13 protein-coding genes are annotated in these 18,748 nt (G+C 40.4%); 2 read left to right on the plus strand and 11 right to left on the minus strand.

Translation table 11 applies throughout. The features are described from left to right. Nucleotides 1–54: 54 nt before the first annotated feature. The 3 genes from HX021_RS07630 to HX021_RS07640 form a co-directional block, all read right to left on the minus strand. Nucleotides 55–1,401, minus strand: coding sequence for a sensor histidine kinase (locus HX021_RS07630; protein ID WP_286589556.1), 1,347 nt, complete (start codon nt 1,399–1,401; stop codon nt 55–57). A 28-nt stretch (nt 1,402–1,429) separates the two neighbouring features. Then, nucleotides 1,430–2,110, minus strand: a complete 681-nt coding sequence (locus tag HX021_RS07635) for a response regulator transcription factor (RefSeq protein WP_286589557.1) — start codon at nt 2,108–2,110, stop codon at nt 1,430–1,432. 427 nt (nt 2,111–2,537) lie between these two features. Next, on the minus strand, nt 2,538–3,068 hold the full coding sequence (locus HX021_RS07640; protein WP_286589558.1) for an NAD(P)H-dependent oxidoreductase: 531 nt from the start codon (nt 3,066–3,068) through the stop codon (nt 2,538–2,540). 96 nt (nt 3,069–3,164) lie between these two features. On the opposite strand from HX021_RS07640, the gene HX021_RS07645 reads away from it, so the two are divergent. Continuing rightward, nucleotides 3,165–3,536 (plus strand): winged helix-turn-helix transcriptional regulator, encoded by a 372-nt coding sequence (locus HX021_RS07645; RefSeq protein ID WP_286589559.1) that lies wholly within the window; start codon nt 3,165–3,167, stop codon nt 3,534–3,536. A gap of 4 nt (nt 3,537–3,540) precedes the next feature. Here the strand turns inward: HX021_RS07645 and HX021_RS07650 are convergent, their stop codons facing one another. The 5 genes from HX021_RS07650 to HX021_RS07670 form a co-directional block, all read right to left on the minus strand. Continuing rightward, nucleotides 3,541–4,044 carry a DinB family protein gene (locus HX021_RS07650; RefSeq protein WP_286589560.1) on the minus strand — a complete coding sequence of 168 codons (504 nt, stop codon included), beginning with the start codon at nt 4,042–4,044 and terminating at the stop codon, nt 3,541–3,543. A 416-nt stretch (nt 4,045–4,460) separates the two neighbouring features. After that, nucleotides 4,461–5,876, minus strand: a complete 1,416-nt coding sequence (locus HX021_RS07655) for a Gfo/Idh/MocA family oxidoreductase (RefSeq protein ID WP_286589561.1) — start codon at nt 5,874–5,876, stop codon at nt 4,461–4,463. 110 nt (nt 5,877–5,986) lie between these two features. Further along, nucleotides 5,987–7,378, minus strand: a complete 1,392-nt coding sequence (locus HX021_RS07660; protein ID WP_286589562.1) for a 3-keto-disaccharide hydrolase — start codon at nt 7,376–7,378, stop codon at nt 5,987–5,989. Between the two features lie 258 nt (nt 7,379–7,636). Further along, nucleotides 7,637–9,514, minus strand: a complete 1,878-nt coding sequence (locus HX021_RS07665; protein ID WP_286589563.1) for a RagB/SusD family nutrient uptake outer membrane protein — start codon at nt 9,512–9,514, stop codon at nt 7,637–7,639. 10 nt (nt 9,515–9,524) lie between these two features. Continuing rightward, on the minus strand, nt 9,525–12,692 hold the full coding sequence (locus tag HX021_RS07670; protein WP_286589564.1) for a SusC/RagA family TonB-linked outer membrane protein: 3,168 nt from the start codon (nt 12,690–12,692) through the stop codon (nt 9,525–9,527). 1,106 nt (nt 12,693–13,798) lie between these two features. Between HX021_RS07670 and HX021_RS07675 the strand changes: the two genes are divergently transcribed. Beyond that, nucleotides 13,799–14,284: a hypothetical protein gene (locus HX021_RS07675; protein ID WP_286589565.1), complete on the plus strand. Its 486-nt coding sequence runs from the start codon at nt 13,799–13,801 to the stop codon at nt 14,282–14,284. Here HX021_RS07675 and HX021_RS07680 read toward each other — a convergent pair. The 3 genes from HX021_RS07680 to HX021_RS07690 form a co-directional block, all read right to left on the minus strand. Then, nucleotides 14,281–14,856: a Crp/Fnr family transcriptional regulator gene (locus HX021_RS07680; RefSeq protein ID WP_286589566.1), complete on the minus strand. Its 576-nt coding sequence runs from the start codon at nt 14,854–14,856 to the stop codon at nt 14,281–14,283. The genes HX021_RS07675 and HX021_RS07680 overlap by 4 nt on opposite strands. Nucleotides 14,857–14,959: 103 nt before the next feature. Beyond that, nucleotides 14,960–16,567, minus strand: a complete 1,608-nt coding sequence (locus HX021_RS07685) for a glycoside hydrolase family 31 protein (RefSeq protein ID WP_286589567.1) — start codon at nt 16,565–16,567, stop codon at nt 14,960–14,962. 312 nt (nt 16,568–16,879) lie between these two features. Beyond that, entirely contained in the window at nt 16,880–18,718 is a 1,839-nt protein-coding gene (locus HX021_RS07690) for a carbon starvation CstA family protein (RefSeq protein ID WP_286589568.1), read from the minus strand. Nucleotides 18,719–18,748 lie beyond the last annotated feature (30 nt).

The raw sequence follows: 18,748 nt of genomic DNA on the forward strand, positions 1-18,748 counted from the left end.
TTACAGGCAACTTTAGCGTAAATTAAAGTTCGATTAGAAAAGGTTAGAAAACGGTTAGAATTTGGGAAACAATAATGAAACTGTTGTGCCGTGAAGACCTGAAGTAATCTCAAAATCCACACCTTGATCCTTAAACACAATCTGTGCAAATGATAAACCTATACCACTGCCCTTGACCTCACCAACATTGGAACCTCGATAAAAAGTTTGTTTGATCGATTCCATTTCCGCTATTGGAATACCAATGCCATGATCAATGATATATAGTGCCAGTCTTCCATTCAAGGTCTTCATCCGTACAATCACTTCTTTATCATTTGCATACTTCAATGCATTCTCTATCAAATTCGAAATTGATAATGCGACTAGCATTTTGTTTCCGTTGCAGTTAAAATACAGTGGATCTTCCACCTGAACATCGATTTTTACGGGCACAGCGAAAGTATTTTTTAATTTAGCAACAAGATCCCATACAATTTCATCCACTCGAAAGATTTCAATAGATCTTTTCAAATTATGATCTTCGGCAAGCAGCAAAAAATTACTGATCAGATTATTCAGATAGTTGACATGATCGGTAATGGTACTGGCCAATTCCTGGTATTCCTCCTGGGTTCTGGCTCTTGTTCCAAAGACTTCTATCGAACCTAGGATCCCTGCCAATGGAGTCCGGAACTCGTGTGATACATAACTTACAAAGTTTTTCCGGATAATCATATTTTCACTGATTCTTCGAAGCAATGCATTATAGCTTTCCACCAGATCCTCCAGTTCGTCCCTACTTTTCACCACGGTAAGCGGTTGCTGAATTGTATTTAGATTTTTGGCTCTAATTTCCTGAATGACATTGCGTATGGGCAGGTAAGCGTATTTGCTCAACCAAATAGAAAACAAAATAATACTCAATAAAGCAACCAGGAAAACTAATATAAGCGCAATCAACAGTTGGTTCAACTGATGATTAAAATTGGCATTGGATTCTTTCACAAAAACAAAAAATTCACCCTGATTGTCAGGATAATACAATCCAAAGTAAAAGTTATCATCCGTTTTAAAATAAATGGTATGACTCTGTTTTAATCGGTCCAGCACGGCTTCATCAATTTCAGCATCCTCCTTTAATCCACCATAGCGCACTTTTCCCTCAACATTATAGACAGCCACCATTGCACTCTTGACCAGACTCTCATATTGTTTTTTTGACTCTTGCTGTTTCATCGGGCTTTGCTCATCAGCTTCCAAATAGTAAATCCCAGCTATCTTTGCATTTTTCTCCAATGAGTTTATGATATAACGCTCCGATGACCTGTAAAACAGCCAATAGATCACGATCGCTGCCAGTCCAAAGATGATCGCAAAAAACAATGAAGAAAAAAGTGTTAGCCTGATCTTTAAATTCATATGCAAATGATCATGGGTAAATAATTGGTCAATCTGTTTTAAGCATATATCCAACACCTTTGACCGTCTTAATTAAAGATGCACCATGCTCAGGATCAATCTTCCCACGAAGATAGGAAACATACACATCCACCACATTGGTATTATTGTCAAAGTCAATTCCCCAGACAGCTTGTAAAATCGCTGTTCGGGACAGTGTTTTATTACGGTTTTCTATTAAATACTTAAACAGTTTAAATTCTTTCGGGGACAGGTCGACATTCTTTCCGCTCTTATATACCTCATATTTTTCAAGATCTATTTTTAGATCACGAATTTCAATATAGGTATCATTCATGATTCCTTTATAACTTTCCCTCCTTACTAAAGCGCGAATACGGCTAACCAATTCTTTAAAGGAAAAAGGTTTGACCAAATAATCATCTGCTCCACTTTCCAGTGCTTCAACTTTGTCTTCAACCTCACCAAGTGCACTTAAAATCAATATCGGAATATGATTTTTCCGATAACGTATCATCTTTGTCAGTTGAATACCATCTATTCCAGGAAGCATAATATCGAGTATAATAACATCAAGTGAATCGGTATTGATCCAATCCTTGGCTGCTTCGGCAGACTCCACCAGAATAACCTGGTAGCCCATTTCTTCCAGGCCTTTCACCACAAAGCTACTAATACGACGATCGTCTTCTACCAAAAGTATCTGCATAAATTAATCAATTAACCCAATACTGGAATTCTTATATATCCTTCCCCAGCTTGATTACCTCCCCACTTCATTACAAGTATACGAATTTACCAATTAAACATACGAGACACTCCTCATGATCCAACTTATTCTTGTTTCCAGCTAACATAATTAATAACCTATTGTGCAACTATTTAACACAACCTGATCTTATTTTTTAAAAAAAAAATTGCAAGTGTGTACAAAATACACTATCTTTGTTTCATCATAATTTAGGTTTATAATTGGTTATTGAAGGTTTTCATTCTCCCCGTTTGAAAACCTTTTTTTTATCTATTTTTCAAGATCACAAAAAACTACTCATCCAGCACTATTGTTGATCAAATCTAGCATCAAAAGATTCCTCCTAAGCAGCATTAAATGACCACGCAGGAAAATGAAACAAAGACTAAAGTTGCTTCAGAAATTCAAGATACAGTGGCACACTTTGCTCGATCCATTCATCTGACGCATTTCGTTCGATACCATAAAAAGCAAAAAGAGGTCTGTATGTAGCTTTAACGTAATCAAATGTAATCTCAAATGGACTTGTCAATTGATCCAAAGTGTATTTATATTTGCCGTTTTGACTGTATTCCTGTTCGTCAACGCCGACCGAAATGGCTAATGCAATTTTCTTTCCGGCCATTTTATAGCCACTTGATTTTCCATACGCCCATCCATAGCTTAAAACTTCATCCAGCCATTTTTTGAAAAGCGGAGGACAATTGAACCAGTAAAGCGGAAATTGAAATACAATTTTGTCATATTTTTCAATCAACCGCTGCTCTGCCAGGACATCCAGTTTTTCATCCGGATATTTTTCATACAATTGATGGACTTCATAACGTTCGGGATACTTTTCAAATTCTGCAACCCATCTTTTATTAATGACCGATTCTTTGATAGTCGGATGTATGACAATAATTAATGTTTTCATTACGGTATATTACTTTATTGTGTAACAAAAATAAGCACATATTCCTTAATTTGGGGATGAGTATCCCAATGTTCGGTACTATAAAAAATGTATGTAATGACAAAAATCAAAGAAAATTCCACTAATTTGGCCAATAAACGTATCCTGGAGAACGATTGTCCAGAAATACTTGCCGTAAACATCATAGGCGGGCAATGGCGTTTGGCCATTTGTTGTTATTTAATAAATGGTAGCCTGCGCTATGGAGAGATTAAGAAGTGTCTTCCCCATATTACCGAACGTATGCTGACCTTACAATTGCGAAAGCTGGAAGAATACGGTGTGGTTCAGCGCACAGTTTACGCTGAGGTTCCGCCACGGGTCACGTATACACTGACAGCCTTAGGTCATGAGCTGGCACCTATTATCCACGAATTGGGAAAATGGGGTAAAAAGTTAAAATCGGAACGATCAGCAGCGGGTATTTAGTCCTTTACTTATGGTTAAGACAACGTACCGTGACGAGCAATTGCCCGATATGCCGTTGCGCATGTTCAGCAGCATGAAATAACAAACCGATCAGGGTAGTAGGGATACGTTTTCTTCCAAGAAAACGGGTTTCAGTCAATGTATTTGGGACAATCAATGCCAGCTGGGTCAGAGCCCGATCGATCTGTACATGAAGTTGTTCAAGTAATAAAGAAGAATTTATGTTGTAGTCTATTCGTCCTTCCTTATCTAAATCATCAAACTGTTGAGCTGATAGTGATTTACCATCGGCATAAGTAAACATGCGATCAATCACTCCACTGATATGCTGCAGATGAAACCCTATACTGGCATTGCCATACGGTCTCTCCCATAACTGCTCCACGGCAAGGTTCTGAACATACTTATTAGCATCTTCTTCCACCTGAAGAAGTGCATGAGCCACAGGCTGTAACAGATCAGGTATCCCGCTAACCGGCCCCCGCATCCATACTTCAAGATTTTCCATATTTCTATTTACTTTAAAGTTGTACCTCACCTCAGCCAATCGCTGTGTTAACTTCCATCAATTTATCTTAAAATAAATTTGCATAGTGTAAAAAATACACATATATTTGTGCTATCATAATTTAGGTTTATAATTGGTTATTGAAGGTTTTCATTCTCCCCGTTTGAAAACCTTTTTTTATTTATTCATTTTGACTCTCCCTTAATCTGTCGATCAGCTATTAAACTAATCCGCGCCCCTTCCAATGGTAAGAAATTCTTACTATCACATTATTTATAGCAATATACATATAACAAAAACAGCAGTATCTATCATTGATATAAAAAATAAATGATAGAAAGCTACATAAATATAAAGAGAGATGCATTCATCTCTCTTTATATAATTCAGTGCAGATCATGCCCACAAAGATTGCCTTACATCTTGTAATACTGTTCCCATCCTCTAGCTGGAGGAGGTCCAGCCAATAGTGCATTGGCGAACTTGTCATTGACAATCTCCTTTTTCTCGGGATCAAAAATCAACTTCGAATTTAAGCGCTGGGCAATGACTCCCAAACAAAATACCTGACTCAGGGGGCCGGCTATTTCAAAAGCAGATCTTGTTTTTTCCTCACCTTTACAAGTCTTCAGGAAGTTGGCAAAATGATTTGAAGGTGACTGCGGCACTTCAGGAAGACGGGACTCCAGTTCTTTAGCTTTGGCTTCTGGAATAATCTGTAAGGTACTTCCATGCGACCCACCTTTGAACGTCAGCTCTTTTCCATAAATAATTTTACCGGGATTCAATTTTGCAGGTTCAAGCTTACCGGTACTTGGTGCAGGAATATTAGGATCCAGTCCCGAAATACCATAGCCTTCGGGGATAGGAGGTAAGTTATCCAATCCGTCGTACCAATTAATGTCTACAGCTGGCATTTTCCTGCGTTTGGGAAAATGGAACTTTAGTGTAGAAGACATCGGAAAAAAATAAGAGTTATGCCCATCAAGTTTCACTGCAGCTATTTCCGTCGGTAGCCCCAGTTCCAGAAACTCATGCGCAGTATCTAAGATATGCGCTCCCCAGTCTCCTAGTGCCCCCATACCGAAATCGTACCAGCAGCGCCATTGCCCGTTCACAAAATCTTTATTGTAATTATGACCTATGGTCTGCATCTGCCACAGATCCCAGTCCAAAGTTTCTGGCGTCATTTCTGCTGCCGGAAAACCTTTCATATTCACATCCCAGCCATGCCACCTACGTGGCATGTTCATATGGGCATCAATACGGCTTATATCTTTAATGATACCGGCATCCTTCCAAGTCTTGAACTGAAAATAATTTCCCTCAGAATGCCCTTGGTTTCCCATCTGAGTAGCGAGTTTAGGATTTTTCTTAGCCTTATTTGCCATCAGTTCAACTTCCAGAAAAGTTCTTGCCATTGGCTTTTCCACATACACGTGTTTGCCCAAATCCAAAGCCAGCATCGTAATGGCGAAATGTGAAAAATCAGGCGTACCAACACTCACTGCGTCAATCTGATTAGCCATTTTATCAAACATCACTCTAAAATCTTTGAACTTTGGGGCATCCGGAAACATGCCCAAAATCTCCTGCGTATGTTTAGCTCCGAGATCTACATCACAGAGTGCAACAATATTACAAAGCCCCGTTTTATAAAGTTCCTTGATAATCTCAGCAGCCCTATTCCCCAAACCTACACATGCTAAGTTAACTCGTTCGTTCGGTTTCGCCAGATTGACATTCCCCAGTACACTATTTGATAACATCACTGCACCGGCAGCCATCACAGATTGTTTAACAAAGCTCCGGCGAGATAAATAATGATTCATACAAAATGATTATTTTAAGGGCACTCAGGCCCGATTTACTTTCTAATGATCATATCAACTATTCATGTCCGGCAGTTTCTCCAACAACATGAACATGCTATATGCTCCGATTAATTAGGTGTATTAATTTTTATACTGCGAAATGAAACGCGATCGCCATGATCCTGCAATAGGATAAATCCTTCGTTGGCTTCACCAAAATTTTCCCAGTCCTTATATTTACTGATCGCCACAAGGTCTTTAAACTCCTTCGAGCCCCGCTCATAAGTCAACATTTTGATACCATTCAAATAATGTTCCACCTTATTATCTGCTGTAACGACAACTCTTCCCCTGTTCCATTCACCAATCGGTCTACGTGCACGCTGGTCTCTATTGGAAGTGATCAGGTCATAAAGCGATGATAAGGTACGGTTACCATCTCGCCCCAGCTTTGCATCAGGATGCAAAGCATCATCAAGCACCTGATACTCCAAACCAATAGCTGATCCTTTTGACTTTTCCTTCAAAGTCACAAAATATTTGACCCCACTGTTTGCTCCAGGGCTTAGCTTAAACTCAAATGACAGATCAAACACGGCATATTTGTCCTTGGTCACAATATCACCACCATTCGTAGACTCCCCACCATCCGATTTCAGCACCGTCAATTGACCATCTTTAACCTCCCAGCCGTGATCTGGAAACTTATCGCCATGGATACTACGCCAGCCATTGGTACTTTTTCCATCAAATAAAAGTTTGATCCCTTTTTGTTTTTCGGCATCCGCTACATCATTCGGTTTCAGGTTGACAATATACAGGTCCTTAGGAAACCCCTTGGGAGTAAGGTCTGTCGTTTTTATCTTCACATTTTTGAAATATACCTTTTTACCATCCAATTCAGCAGGAATACTGTGCACCTGTAAACCGATAAATCCTGTCCGATCGATGGTGTCTACCACATAAGCTACTGGGATATCATTTACCCAAGTCCGCAATTCATCACCGATTGCCTCAATCCGGATATGATTATACGCTTCTGGCTTATAGGCTTTTTTAGCATTTTCATTTAAGTCAAGAGGATAAAGCCATCCACGACGGGCTTCATCATATATTCCCCCAGTCCAGGCCCTTGAAGAGGGATCTATTTCAACCTGCCGCCCATACACTCGACCACGGCCATCATTGGCATTCGGATCAAGGTGGCTACGTGTCTGAACGCCCGAATTTGTTTGATCTCCCTCGAGCTTAATATCCAGCTCCAATATAAAATCACCATATTCCTTTTCTGTAATTAAAAATGAATTAGGGGTTCCTTTTGTCATTCGACCCACGATCGCATCTCCCTCGATCGTATAAGGAGCTTTACCGCCAACGGATTTCCAACCATTTAACGTCTTTCCATCAAAAAGATTTACCCAACCTTTTTCAGATCCCTTATCCATTTGTGCATGCGACAAAAAGGCATTTCCCATCATCGCTGCCATCAAGACAGATTTAAATAATGTGTTTCTTTTCATTGTAATAATTTACTTCATGGGCTTGCGCGCCCGGTTTATTTATTTATCATTGGTTTTTCGCTTATGGGCTGCAATTCCTTCCAAAAGCAAACTGCCCCCTATAAAGCAATCTTTTTTAGCTGATGCAATTGACAGCTGGAGTTTTTACTTCTATCGATCCTTATCCCACCGACTTAATAGAACAATATATTAATTAATATAAGGGAAATGAATCAAACGACACGATTTATTTACGAAAACGTTTGAAAACCGGGCCCATTATTTATTCGCTATCGGTAATGGTTTTTGATTTCTCTCCGCTCCCGGATAACCAACATTTTGATTAATAACTCCCTTTAGGTTACTGTTTATTGCCTTTGCTGGCACGGGCCATAAGATGTGATGCACACTGATTTTATATTCTGCCCATTTATGTTTCACCCCTTTGTTATAGAAGTTACTTTTAGAGACCACTCTATCATACCAAAAGTTCACCCCTACCTGTTTAATATTGGAATTTGTTCCTCCCGGACCACTGATCGCATTGAGATTATAAATACGTCCACCAAAGATTTCACAAGGTTTCTTGCTCTTGGCAAAGGTATACGCGATCCTAACAAGCTCAATATGCCTATTTTCTTCATAATATAGTTCCCGTGCCCGTTCATCCAGAATTTCACCGATATTGATTTCCTCTGCCGTCAACAAAGAGGCTCCCGCCCGCTGTCTCACTTCATTGATGGCCATGGCCGCCTGTCCAAGGTCGTTTTTCCAATAATAGCTTTCAGCCAACATTAGGTAAACCTCTGCCGACCGATAAATATACCAGGGCGTCTCGCCGCCCTCCCATTGTGTCTGCAAGGGATCAGGTACGAACAACTTATATTGCGGCCATGAAAACCAAAGCCGGATTGAATCTTCGACGCTCATCCCTGCAGGTTTGACTAGGTTTTTGCCATACCATGGGCTTCCACTACTCTTTAAACTGGGCTCATTATACTTCAGGTCTTCCATCCTTTTCCAGCTGTCATGATTGAGTATTCCCCTTAAGTCATTATCCTCCTTACCTTTTCTCCAGATCTGATTACTGAAGTACCATGTTGGACGCAACCGCCCTATTCCACGTCCATAATTTTTATTGAGGTCAAAAGAAGGATCTACCTCATTAGGAGCCAGTATGATACTGGTACCTGTCTTCCCGTCCGGTGTCTTGATTCCACCGTTATTCCAAAAAGGAACTCCATTTCGCATGGTTCTGATTCGGTCTGATCCATCTACACCCGGAAAGGAAACCACATACATCAACCCTTCGGTATTCGCTCCATCCAGTTTTGCTTCCACACTATGGAGATCAAACATCAGGTTGGTGTTGGGTCTTGTCTTATTCGAGGTAAACCTTTCTTTCATCAATGGATGTATGGCCACAATCTCCTTTCCTATCGCTATCGCCCGATCAAAATCCAGCAAGGACATACATACTTTCATCAGCAGTACACCACAAGCAGACTTTGAGGTCCGTCCCCGGTCTACTTTTTCAGGCACCCATTGATAAGCAAATTCTAGATCTGCCCGTAATTTCTCCAAAATGCTCCAGCGATCATTACTGTAAAAATCATATTTTGGCTCATTGATCTCTTTATCTATAAAAGGAACATCTCCAAACTGATGCACTAATTTAAAATAGCGGTAAGCCCGTTGAAAATAGGCCGTGCCCAGTATGGCATTCTTTTCATTCTCATCCTTAAAAGTTCCCTTATCTATTCTGGAAATAATCAAGTTGGCATATTTTATCCCCTTATATCCCTCATCCCAATACCAGCCTACTTTTGTTCGATCCGTACTATTGAGATCTGCATCAGGCAGCAGGGCAATATCCATATCCATCTGGGGGCCAGCTTTATCGGTAGTCCCTTCAACAGCAACTTCAGATTGGATGATTTCCGTCAATATAGGGGCCCCATCACCAAAAAATTCATGCCGCATATTCCGTTCACAGGCAGTCAATGCAGCATACATTCCCTGGGCATCCGCCAGTGCTACATCAGGCTCATAAAAAGATAATGGTTTGGGCTTAAGCCAATCTTTACTACAGGAAGAAGTGAACCCGGCAAGCGTACTTATAGATAACAAGAGTATAATTTTCTTTTTCAATTCCATGACTAAACGATTAAAGAGTAAGGTTTAAACTTAAATTATAGGTTCTGGGGGTTGGATCTTCCTTGGCTGGTATATTATCTGACCGCCAGCTTCTTTCCGGATCACCAAATTTCCAGTCTTTGGTCCAATAAGCGACATTTCGAACAGAGGCCGAAACACGCAATTGCCGTATTTTAAGCGCTTCCAAAATCGATTGCGGCAGGTTGTAGGACAGCGCAATATTTTCCAGTCGGATAAAGGACATGTCCGCGTAGTTGGTTCCATTGTTTTTGGATCCAATACGGGCATAATCATCAATGGGATTTTCAGGGGTCCACCGTGGAAGGGCATAATCCGTACTTCGGTCCGCAAAATTAGTATTGTTTGCCGCACGGTTAAATGCTGCGAACTGCCCCCAATTGGAATAAAAAAAGAATGAAAAACTAAGGTCTTTATACCGCAGCTCATTACGCAACGACCATCTAAAACGTGGTGTGGTATACCCCTGAAAAACACGGTCACTATTTGTCAATACCCCATCTCTGTCTTGATCAATATATTTAAAATCTCCAGGCTGGTTACCATATTGTGCGGCCATTTCTTCCTCACCCAATTGCCAGATTCCATCACGCCGATAGTCCCAAATCCGGTCGGGGTCCTCACCGATAAACCATCTGTTATTGATATCATCCGCCTCCTTTTGACCTATGACATTGCCTGCAGCATCCTTAATATCAACCATATCACCGTAAAGTTTGACTATCCTTCTCCGGTTAAGCATAAAAACTGCTGTTGCATTCCAGTTAAAATCCCCTCGATTGATGATATTGCCGTTCAATGTAATATCAAACCCTTTATTGGACAATTCACCCAGATTGGCTGCAACATTATTAAACCCGATAATACTGGGCAGTTCCCGGTCTACCAATAAATCATGTGTTGTTGCTGTATAAAAGTCTAGTGCACCAGTCAATTTTCCTTTAAAAACCGAGAAATCCAATCCAATATTGTAGGAGCTTTTACTTTCCCACTTTAACCCTAAGTTGGCCATTCTATTGACATAGAGCTGAGAAGAAAGGTAAACATTTCCACTGGCATCAATGTAGGGATGTAAACCTGAAGTCATATCAGAAAGAGCTTCATAAATCTCAATATCACGGTTACCATTTTTCCCCCACGATAGACGAAGTTTACCATAGTCAAGCCATGCCTTTGATTTCTGCATAAAATCCTCTGCAGTAAAATCCCAGGCAAATGCCAAAGCCGGAAAAGTTGCTCTCGGATTCTGTGCTCCAAAAGCGGAATAGCCATCTCTTCGTATGGAAGCCGTTAGCATGTAACGGTCTTTCAAGGAGTAGAATAAACGCCCCATCAACGCATCCCCCGTCCGATAAGTATCCTCGCTTTCGTTCAGAGGAATGGTACCGGCCTGCAAACGATGCCAGCCCAGTACATCAGAAGGAACATATTGAGAAGAGCTGGCCTTCGTTTTCCAATACTGCCCTTTCTCAGCATTCTGCAACAAGGTCACTTCAACATTGTGGACATCAAATCTTTTTTTCCAACGTAGCACATTATCTAGCTGCCAATTGTAGGTTTTTTCAAAAGTCCGTTCACTACTCCCCCCTTTTGCCTTCCATTCAGGATTTTTGGATGATTCATGTTTATAATATTCACGCCAGATAAAGGAAGGTGTAAAATTGGATTGCAGTTCAATACCAAAAGGTAACGTTACAACTCCGTACAAACTCGAATTCAAGGTGTTGTAATGATCCTTTACATCCCGGAATTGATTATCAAAAAATGGATTGACAGGGGTAACATCTCCTGTTGGCAATCGTTGAAAAGGACTACTGGGATCGTCTATATTATTTGATCCATAAGGCGATATTACGGCGGATTGCCTCCAATCCGCTTTTAGAAAACCTTCATTTCTAACGGCAAAATTGGTATTGGCCCCCACTTTGAGATAGGGTGTAATTCTCGTCTCCAGATTTAGCCTTGTCCGGAAATTCCGGAATCTATTTCCCGTCACTACCCCCTCCCGGTCTACATGATTTAAGGAAAAATAGTAGTTAGAGGATTCATTACTATTGGATACAGCAATGGAATAATCCTGCTGTATACCTTTCTGAAATACCAGATCTTGCCAATCTGTGATCCTATTGTTCAGGTAATTTTCAATTTCAGGTGTCTTCAGTTCCAGCCTGGAAAGCCATGTTCTGACCAATTGATCTTCAGTCACGTTGTCAACCGGATCTTTTTGGTCGTAATTGAACCAGTCTAACTGACTTACCCCACTAAGCTTCCTGGGGTCCACAAACATCTCTGGATGTTCTTGAAGATAATCATCGGTTCGCCGTCCCACCTCAAAGTCGTAGCGGTAATTCAGAAATTCGCCGGCATTCATCACAGGTGGCATCCCTGCAGTTTCAACCATACCGAAATTGCCATTGAATGTAATCGTAGGCTTCCCTCTTTTCCCACGTTTTGTTGTAATCAATATCACACCATTTGCAGCTTTGGCACCATAAACAGCTGTAGCGCTTGCATCCTTCAAAATGTCGATCGACTGAATATCATTGGGATTTATATCAGCAAAACTGCCATCGAAAATAACACCATCCACAACATTCAACGGACTGCTTCCTGCTTTTAATGTCCCCTTCCCGCGCACAGTGAGATCCGCATCACCTTTGGCCGAATTCCCCTGACCGATCACCAGACCAGCCGCATTCCCCCTTAACAGATCCTGAACTGACCGTGGGGCTTCCTTTTCCAATTTTTCTGCCTGTACAGAAGCAACAGCCCCAGTCACATCTTTACGCTTGGCCGTTCCATAGCCGATCACAACCACTTCATCCAGATTTTCAGTAGCGGCAACTAAAGTAACCTGTACCGCTCTCCCACTTTGTACCTCAAGCTCCTTGGGCAAAAAGCCTGTATGTGTAAAAGATAAAGTAACTTTAGGAAGGTTATCCTGTACTTTTAGGCTAAAATGTCCTTTGCTGTCTGTTACCGTCCCTATGGAAGTCCCTTTGACCGAGACACTCACCTTTTCCAGAAAACTCCCATCTTCTGAGGTGACAATGCCCTTCAATTCAAGCTGATGCTCTTGTGCATATACCCTTTCAGCACATAATATGAAGCCCCAACAGCAGAACAAAAGAAAATAAAGTAAACAATTAGATTTTCTCATAAATTACGATTTATTGATTAAAAAACAATATTAAACTAAAAGAGGAAGAAAAAAACTCTTATTAGCGCTTAATATCAATTGGTTATTATTTAATTAACGCAAAACAATAGTATTAATTAATAACATTCAATAAAACGATTTTAAATTATTTATTTACGAAAACGTTTGAAAACTCAAATTGAGGGATAAAACAGTGTACTCAAGGATCACAATGCAACAACTAAAGCGATAAAATTCAATTCAAAACTTGGCTATAATTTTACTAAAAAAGAACACACAAAAAACATAACTACCAATAAATCAATAAAATAAAATTGAGACAAAAAAGCAGTTTTTTGAGACAAATAGTTACTTTATCTTCTTATTTTTTTCCGAAATTTATAAGGAAAAGAGCTTAAACACCAAGGTATAAACAAAGAACTTAATTATCCTATAAAAATAATTAAAACACAAAAAAAGAAATAAAAATCACTACCCAAGCGCTAATATGTTTTTGAACACAGCAATTTCACACACTTCCTTTACATCCACTTCATGTCTGATATAGCCGTAAGCTAAAAACCGACCTGAGCTATCAGTCAATTGACAGGTTAAACCTGAAAATTTGAAGGTTGCCATTCAAACAGCTTTAGATGCTTGTTGAGCTTTATTTAAAAATTAAAAAAAAATTATAAAAAAAGTTTTAGATAGTGTACAAAAAACACTATATTTGCACCATCATAATTTAGGTTTATAATTGGTTATTTAAGGTTTTCATTCTCCCCGTTTGAAAACCTTTTTTTATTTCGTCTGACCATCTTTCTTTTCAATCTCCACTACCACATTCTCCTCGGAAAGCCCACTTCCACGGGATCTCAAACCTATTACACGGTCTATTTGTAACATTTTGGAAAATAAAATAAAAACAATCAGTAAAAAATTTGGAGAATACGAAAATTATACACAACTTTAAAGCACAACGCCGGCTCTAAACAGGATTAAAAATATACAAAGGAAATTTTTTATTTTAAAACGACGATTTTATCTTAGAACGTCTCTTCGGTACAATCAAAGCTTAGTTTTTTTACAAGAAACTTTACTTAACGCATAATAGTAGTATTTAAAATATGACACCCAACCCCATTAAAGTCTATACAGTGGTTTCCAAAGAGGTCAAAGAAGATCCAGATTTATTCACCAACTTGGAAGGTGTTTTTTCTACCTACGAAAAAGCACAGGAATATATCGACCATTTTTTTGGTAGTGCTAAGTATGGTTATCGTACAATTGTCCCTACTTTTCTGGATCCTTTTCAAGATGAAATTCAAAATAATAATTCTTATTATAGCATTTCTTCTCAACTGATCGACAAACAGCTGGAAGTCGAAATTTGTAGAACTTCGTTTGCCGTAGTCCTTTCCGAAGTTGAGCAATTACGTATAGATCCAGCTTCTTTAGATAAGCCACTTGAACTCAACCTGCATTGCTTTGCCCCCTCTGAGGCAAAGGCAATGGAAAAATTCAATAATTTGGTCGCTTCCTACGCCAAAGAGCATGATCTTCACTTTCAAATTGTCCCTTATCGCATTACAGATTCTGACCAATGTTATTAGTCGATTAGTTTCTTACGAATCTCACTCAAGTATTCTGGGGTAAAACCCAAAAAAGAAGCGATAAGATACTGTGGAACGCGTTGTACAAATTCAGGATATTTACGGGATAGATCACGATAAAACTCTTCCTTGGATAACGAAAAAAGATATTTTACCCGCATTTGGGCAGCAGCATATGCACGTTGATAAACATACCGGAAATAACGTTCCATAACCGGAAATTCCATCAGTAATTTTTCTTGATTTTCCTGACTGATATAAAGTAAGTCTGTTTTCTCAACGGCTTGTATGTAGAATGAGGTAACAAGCTTATGTTCATAAGCTATATTATCGGTAAGCCACCAGTTTTCAATCGCAAACTCAGTCGTTTGTTCCACGCCCTTCTCATTGACAAAGAATTTTCGTAGTATTCCGTTCAGGACAAAGTAGTGATATCGGCAGATTTGCCCCTCCTCCAGTAAGTTTTCCTTTTTTGCTACCGAGGTTGTCTTAAAATATTTAAGTATCCCTTCGAAAGCAGCTTCGTCGATTACTATAAATTTTGCTAAATGTGCTTTGAATATTTCCAACACTGATTAATTATTGTTATCCCCACCAATTTAATAGTTTCACCAAATAACGCCCTAGTCGGTCTGACGGTTTATCCAAAGGTCCCTCTTATTCCCCTGCATAAAGTTAATCATTTAATTTTTCAAAATATGGCAGACGTGTAATGGGGACATCTATTGTAATTACCTTACCACCACGATGTAGCTTACCAAGATCATCCTTCCATTTTCCTTTGGGCAGCAGTACCTGTCTTTTATCTTCTGCTGTCACGACTGGAGCAACCAAAAATCGATCGCCCAACATAAACTGGTCTTTACAGCGTACCAGCCCCTCATTTGGAAATTCATATTCCATGGCTCTCACGATGGGTTCGCCACTTTTGCTCGACTTATTGGCGAGTTCCAAAATATAGGATCCAAACCTTTCATGGAGCAGGGCCGCGTCACGTGCCGCCTGAAGATGTTTGCTGTCCAAAATTCGCCATGGTGCGACCGAAAACTGCATCATTGGCATAAGCGCATGAACCTGCGCAGATCTTACGATCAATTTTTGATCGAATTGATCATTCTTTAGGTTTAAAAATGCAGCAAACTGACCGCCACCGATCATGTCCGGACAGGTATAAGCATAGCCCAGTAAGCCCGCCGCAATCATATCGGGTATCAACATCTGGACCGCATTCCACGAATAGTCCTTATCTCCTAATCGCTGCACCAAAGGCTGTCCTCCCATTTTCCAGCCGGCACGATATTCATTTACGGGAAACTCAAGTCCAATGCTGGCCCAGGCCATTGTATGATCCACCGCAATTGCGGCTTGATCATAACTATCGATTTTTTGAGGATCATAAAACTGATTGTCCCCCGCATCAAATTTAAACCCATCGATTCCGGTTTCCTGTTGTAGCCTTTTCAGCTTGGCCACAAAGTGATCCCGGGCGGCTGGATTGGTCATATCATAACAAGCACTCTTACCATTCCACCAAGAGATTATTGCTGGCGATTGTTGGCCTTTTTCTTTTAAAAGATAACCTTTCGCCTGTAGGTCCCGATATTCCTGACTGTCTGCACTCACAAATGGGCAGACCCAGAGCATCACTTTGAAGCCCAGGTTATGCAACGTGTCAACCATCCCCTTTGGATCACTGAATTTTTCAGGTCTGAAATCAAAGTTGCCGTAATATTTCTGCCAATTGTCATCGATCATCAGCACTCCAGTCGGAAAGTCATTATCCACAATGGCCTGCGCATATTTCAGTATATCCTGTTGATTTTGGTTATACATCAGCTCAATCCAAGTATTATACTGTGGCCGCGAAAAAAATAATGGGTCCGGGACTATACCTGAAGGAGGAAAATAGGTTTTACTTGCTGCTAGAAAAGCACTTTTTAAATTTACACCTGCCTGCTGAACTTTTAACGCATGATCTTCCGATGTGAAATGGATCACATGGTCTTTAACTTCAAATACAAATGGACGATCGCTCCATAGAAAGCGTCCTTTGTCTGATAATAAAAGTGGAACAACCTGATTATTGAGATTCTGACGGGATAGATCAAACGGCGGGTTAGGTTTTACAAAAGGCATCGCAGACCCTAATCCTACTGCCCCACCCCACCAATGTTCTCCAGCTTTTATTTCAATTGTCGAATTCAATTGATGTTGCGCCGATGCTGCACCCATCAAACCCAACGACAGTATAGCTACAGCAAGAATAGATTTCAAATGCATCATTAAAAAGTTAATTTAAATCATTGAGAAAAAAATAGCGTACCCCGGCATAGATCATTCATCGGATAGCTGTATGCTGGTACACTACAAATATAATATTTGAATCCATGACAAGCGATATTTCAGCATGACAAAAAAAAATCAGCCCATCACTCGACAATGGGCTGATTTTTTTCCATTAAAATAATTTAACAGAATGATCAGAAAACATCCTTTTATAAATATAACGTAGCAAGTACTCTTTTCGTATAAATACCGATGTAACAGTTGCTAGCCATCTTTTAGCATGACAATAACATTTCGTTCGCACTGTTTTTATCGATCGACCAGCACTTTCACCGATTCACCATTTTCATCCACTGATTCTGTTTTTGTCTTAAATAGCTGATACCATTTTTTAAACGTACCGACAAAAACAAGCAGCATCAGGAACATGGCCAGCACGGCCAGTACGGCCAGCAAAACCTGTCCATTGGGCAAGTAGATATCCATTACCTGGAGATAGCCCGCCCAAAAGGTAATACCTGCCATAAAAACGCCCGGAATTGCAGTACAGAGGGCGTATCTTCCCCTATCCATACGAATTAGCATGGTGGTGCAAACAATCAGTCCGCAAGCTGCCAGCAATTGGTTACTTATGCCAAATAAAGGCCATATACTACTTACGTTACCTGTAAAAACCAGATAGCCCCAAGAAAAAGTAAAAAGCGCACTACAGAGCCAAACACCTGGTTTCCAGTCTTTGTCTTTAAATGATGGCATGATATGACCTAGCATTTCCTGTAGAAAAAATCGTCCCACACGTGTACCTGCATCAATAGCTGTCAGAATAAAAACAGCTTCAAACATAATCGCAAAGTTATACCAGTAAGCCATTACATCGTCCATAAAAGGCACTTTATCAAATATATGCGCCATTCCTACAGCCAAAGAAACTGCACCTCCAGTACGGCCATGCAGATCAACTCCAATACGATCGATAAAATGCTGTAGATCCACTGCGTGCCATTGCGGATGCTGTGCCAAAAACTGTGCATAGTCTTTTGCAGGGGTATTGATTGCGAAATAATCTCCAGGCATCAGGGTACAGGCCGCAATTAAAGCCATCAAAGCCACAAACCCTTCCACTAGCATGGCACCATAGCCTACAAATAGGATTTCCTGTTCTGTTCCCAACATTTTAGGCGTTGTCCCCGTAGCAATGATCGCATGAAATCCTGAAATGGCCCCACAAGCGATGACAATAAAAATAAAAGGAAGCACCGGGCCGCCAATCACAGGGCCACCACCATGAATAAAATTGGTCAATGCAGGCATTTGAATACCCGGATGAACAAATACTATCCCCACAGCCAACATCAGTATGGTCCCAATTTTAAGATAAGTGGAGAGATAATCACGCGGTACCAGAAGCAACCACACTGGCAATACAGAAGCAAAGAAACCATATACAGCTATCGCGACAGATATGCTTTTCACATCCCAGTCAAATAGATTATGAATTATCGGAATGTTCATCAAATGTTGACCGGCAACAATACCAACGATCAGCAAAACTCCTCCAAGTATACTAGCTAAGGTCACTGAACCTTCCCGATAGCGCATCAGCAAACCCATAAATATTGCAATGGGCATGGTTAAGATAATCGTAAACAGCGACCAAGGAGCTTCATGCATGGCACTGATGCATGCCAATGATAGTCCTGCCAAGGTCAAAATCAGAATAAACAAAACAGCAACCCCCGCGATTCCACCTACTGCAGGTCCAATTTCCTTGGCAGCGATCGTTGCAAGGCTCTGTCCCTTATGTCGGACAGAGGCAAAGAGAACAACCATATCGTGTACACCGCCCCCCAGTACGCAGCCGATCAAGATCCATAAGGCACCTGGAAGGTAGCCAAATTGGGCTGCCAATACTGGTCCCACCAGTGGTCCTGCTGCTGCAATGGCAGCGAAATGGTGCCCGAATAAAACTTTCCGGTCCGTCTTTACATAGTCATGCCCGTCGGCAAACTCTACAGCTGGAGTCTTTATTGCATTATTCAGGCGAAGCACTTTCTTGGCCATGAAAATACCATATAAACGATAAGCGATCGCAAAAATCAACATCGATACAAAGATTAGGGTCAGGGCATTCATGTTATTCAAGTCCATCAGTTTTAATATGAAAAATATTACTTCTAA

This window comes from Sphingobacterium sp. N143, from assembly GCF_030325625.1.
Taxonomy (GTDB): Bacteria; Bacteroidota; Bacteroidia; order Sphingobacteriales; family Sphingobacteriaceae; genus Sphingobacterium.

Coding starts and splice junctions, on each gene's coding strand:
- HX021_RS07630 (WP_286589556.1), bottom strand. CDS start 1,401: ATGAATTTAAAGATCAGGCTAACACTTTTTTCTTCATTGTTTTTTGCG.
- HX021_RS07635 (WP_286589557.1), bottom strand. CDS start 2,110: ATGCAGATACTTTTGGTAGAAGACGATCGTCGTATTAGTAGCTTTGTG.
- HX021_RS07640 (WP_286589558.1), bottom strand. CDS start 3,068: ATGAAAACATTAATTATTGTCATACATCCGACTATCAAAGAATCGGTC.
- HX021_RS07645 (WP_286589559.1), top strand. CDS start 3,165: ATGACAAAAATCAAAGAAAATTCCACTAATTTGGCCAATAAACGTATC.
- HX021_RS07650 (WP_286589560.1), bottom strand. CDS start 4,044: ATGGAAAATCTTGAAGTATGGATGCGGGGGCCGGTTAGCGGGATACCT.
- HX021_RS07655 (WP_286589561.1), bottom strand. CDS start 5,876: ATGAATCATTATTTATCTCGCCGGAGCTTTGTTAAACAATCTGTGATG.
- HX021_RS07660 (WP_286589562.1), bottom strand. CDS start 7,378: ATGAAAAGAAACACATTATTTAAATCTGTCTTGATGGCAGCGATGATG.
- HX021_RS07665 (WP_286589563.1), bottom strand. CDS start 9,514: ATGGAATTGAAAAAGAAAATTATACTCTTGTTATCTATAAGTACGCTT.
- HX021_RS07670 (WP_286589564.1), bottom strand. CDS start 12,692: ATGAGAAAATCTAATTGTTTACTTTATTTTCTTTTGTTCTGCTGTTGG.
- HX021_RS07675 (WP_286589565.1), top strand. CDS start 13,799: ATGACACCCAACCCCATTAAAGTCTATACAGTGGTTTCCAAAGAGGTC.
- HX021_RS07685 (WP_286589567.1), bottom strand. CDS start 16,567: ATGATGCATTTGAAATCTATTCTTGCTGTAGCTATACTGTCGTTGGGT.
- HX021_RS07690 (WP_286589568.1), bottom strand. CDS start 18,718: ATGGACTTGAATAACATGAATGCCCTGACCCTAATCTTTGTATCGATG.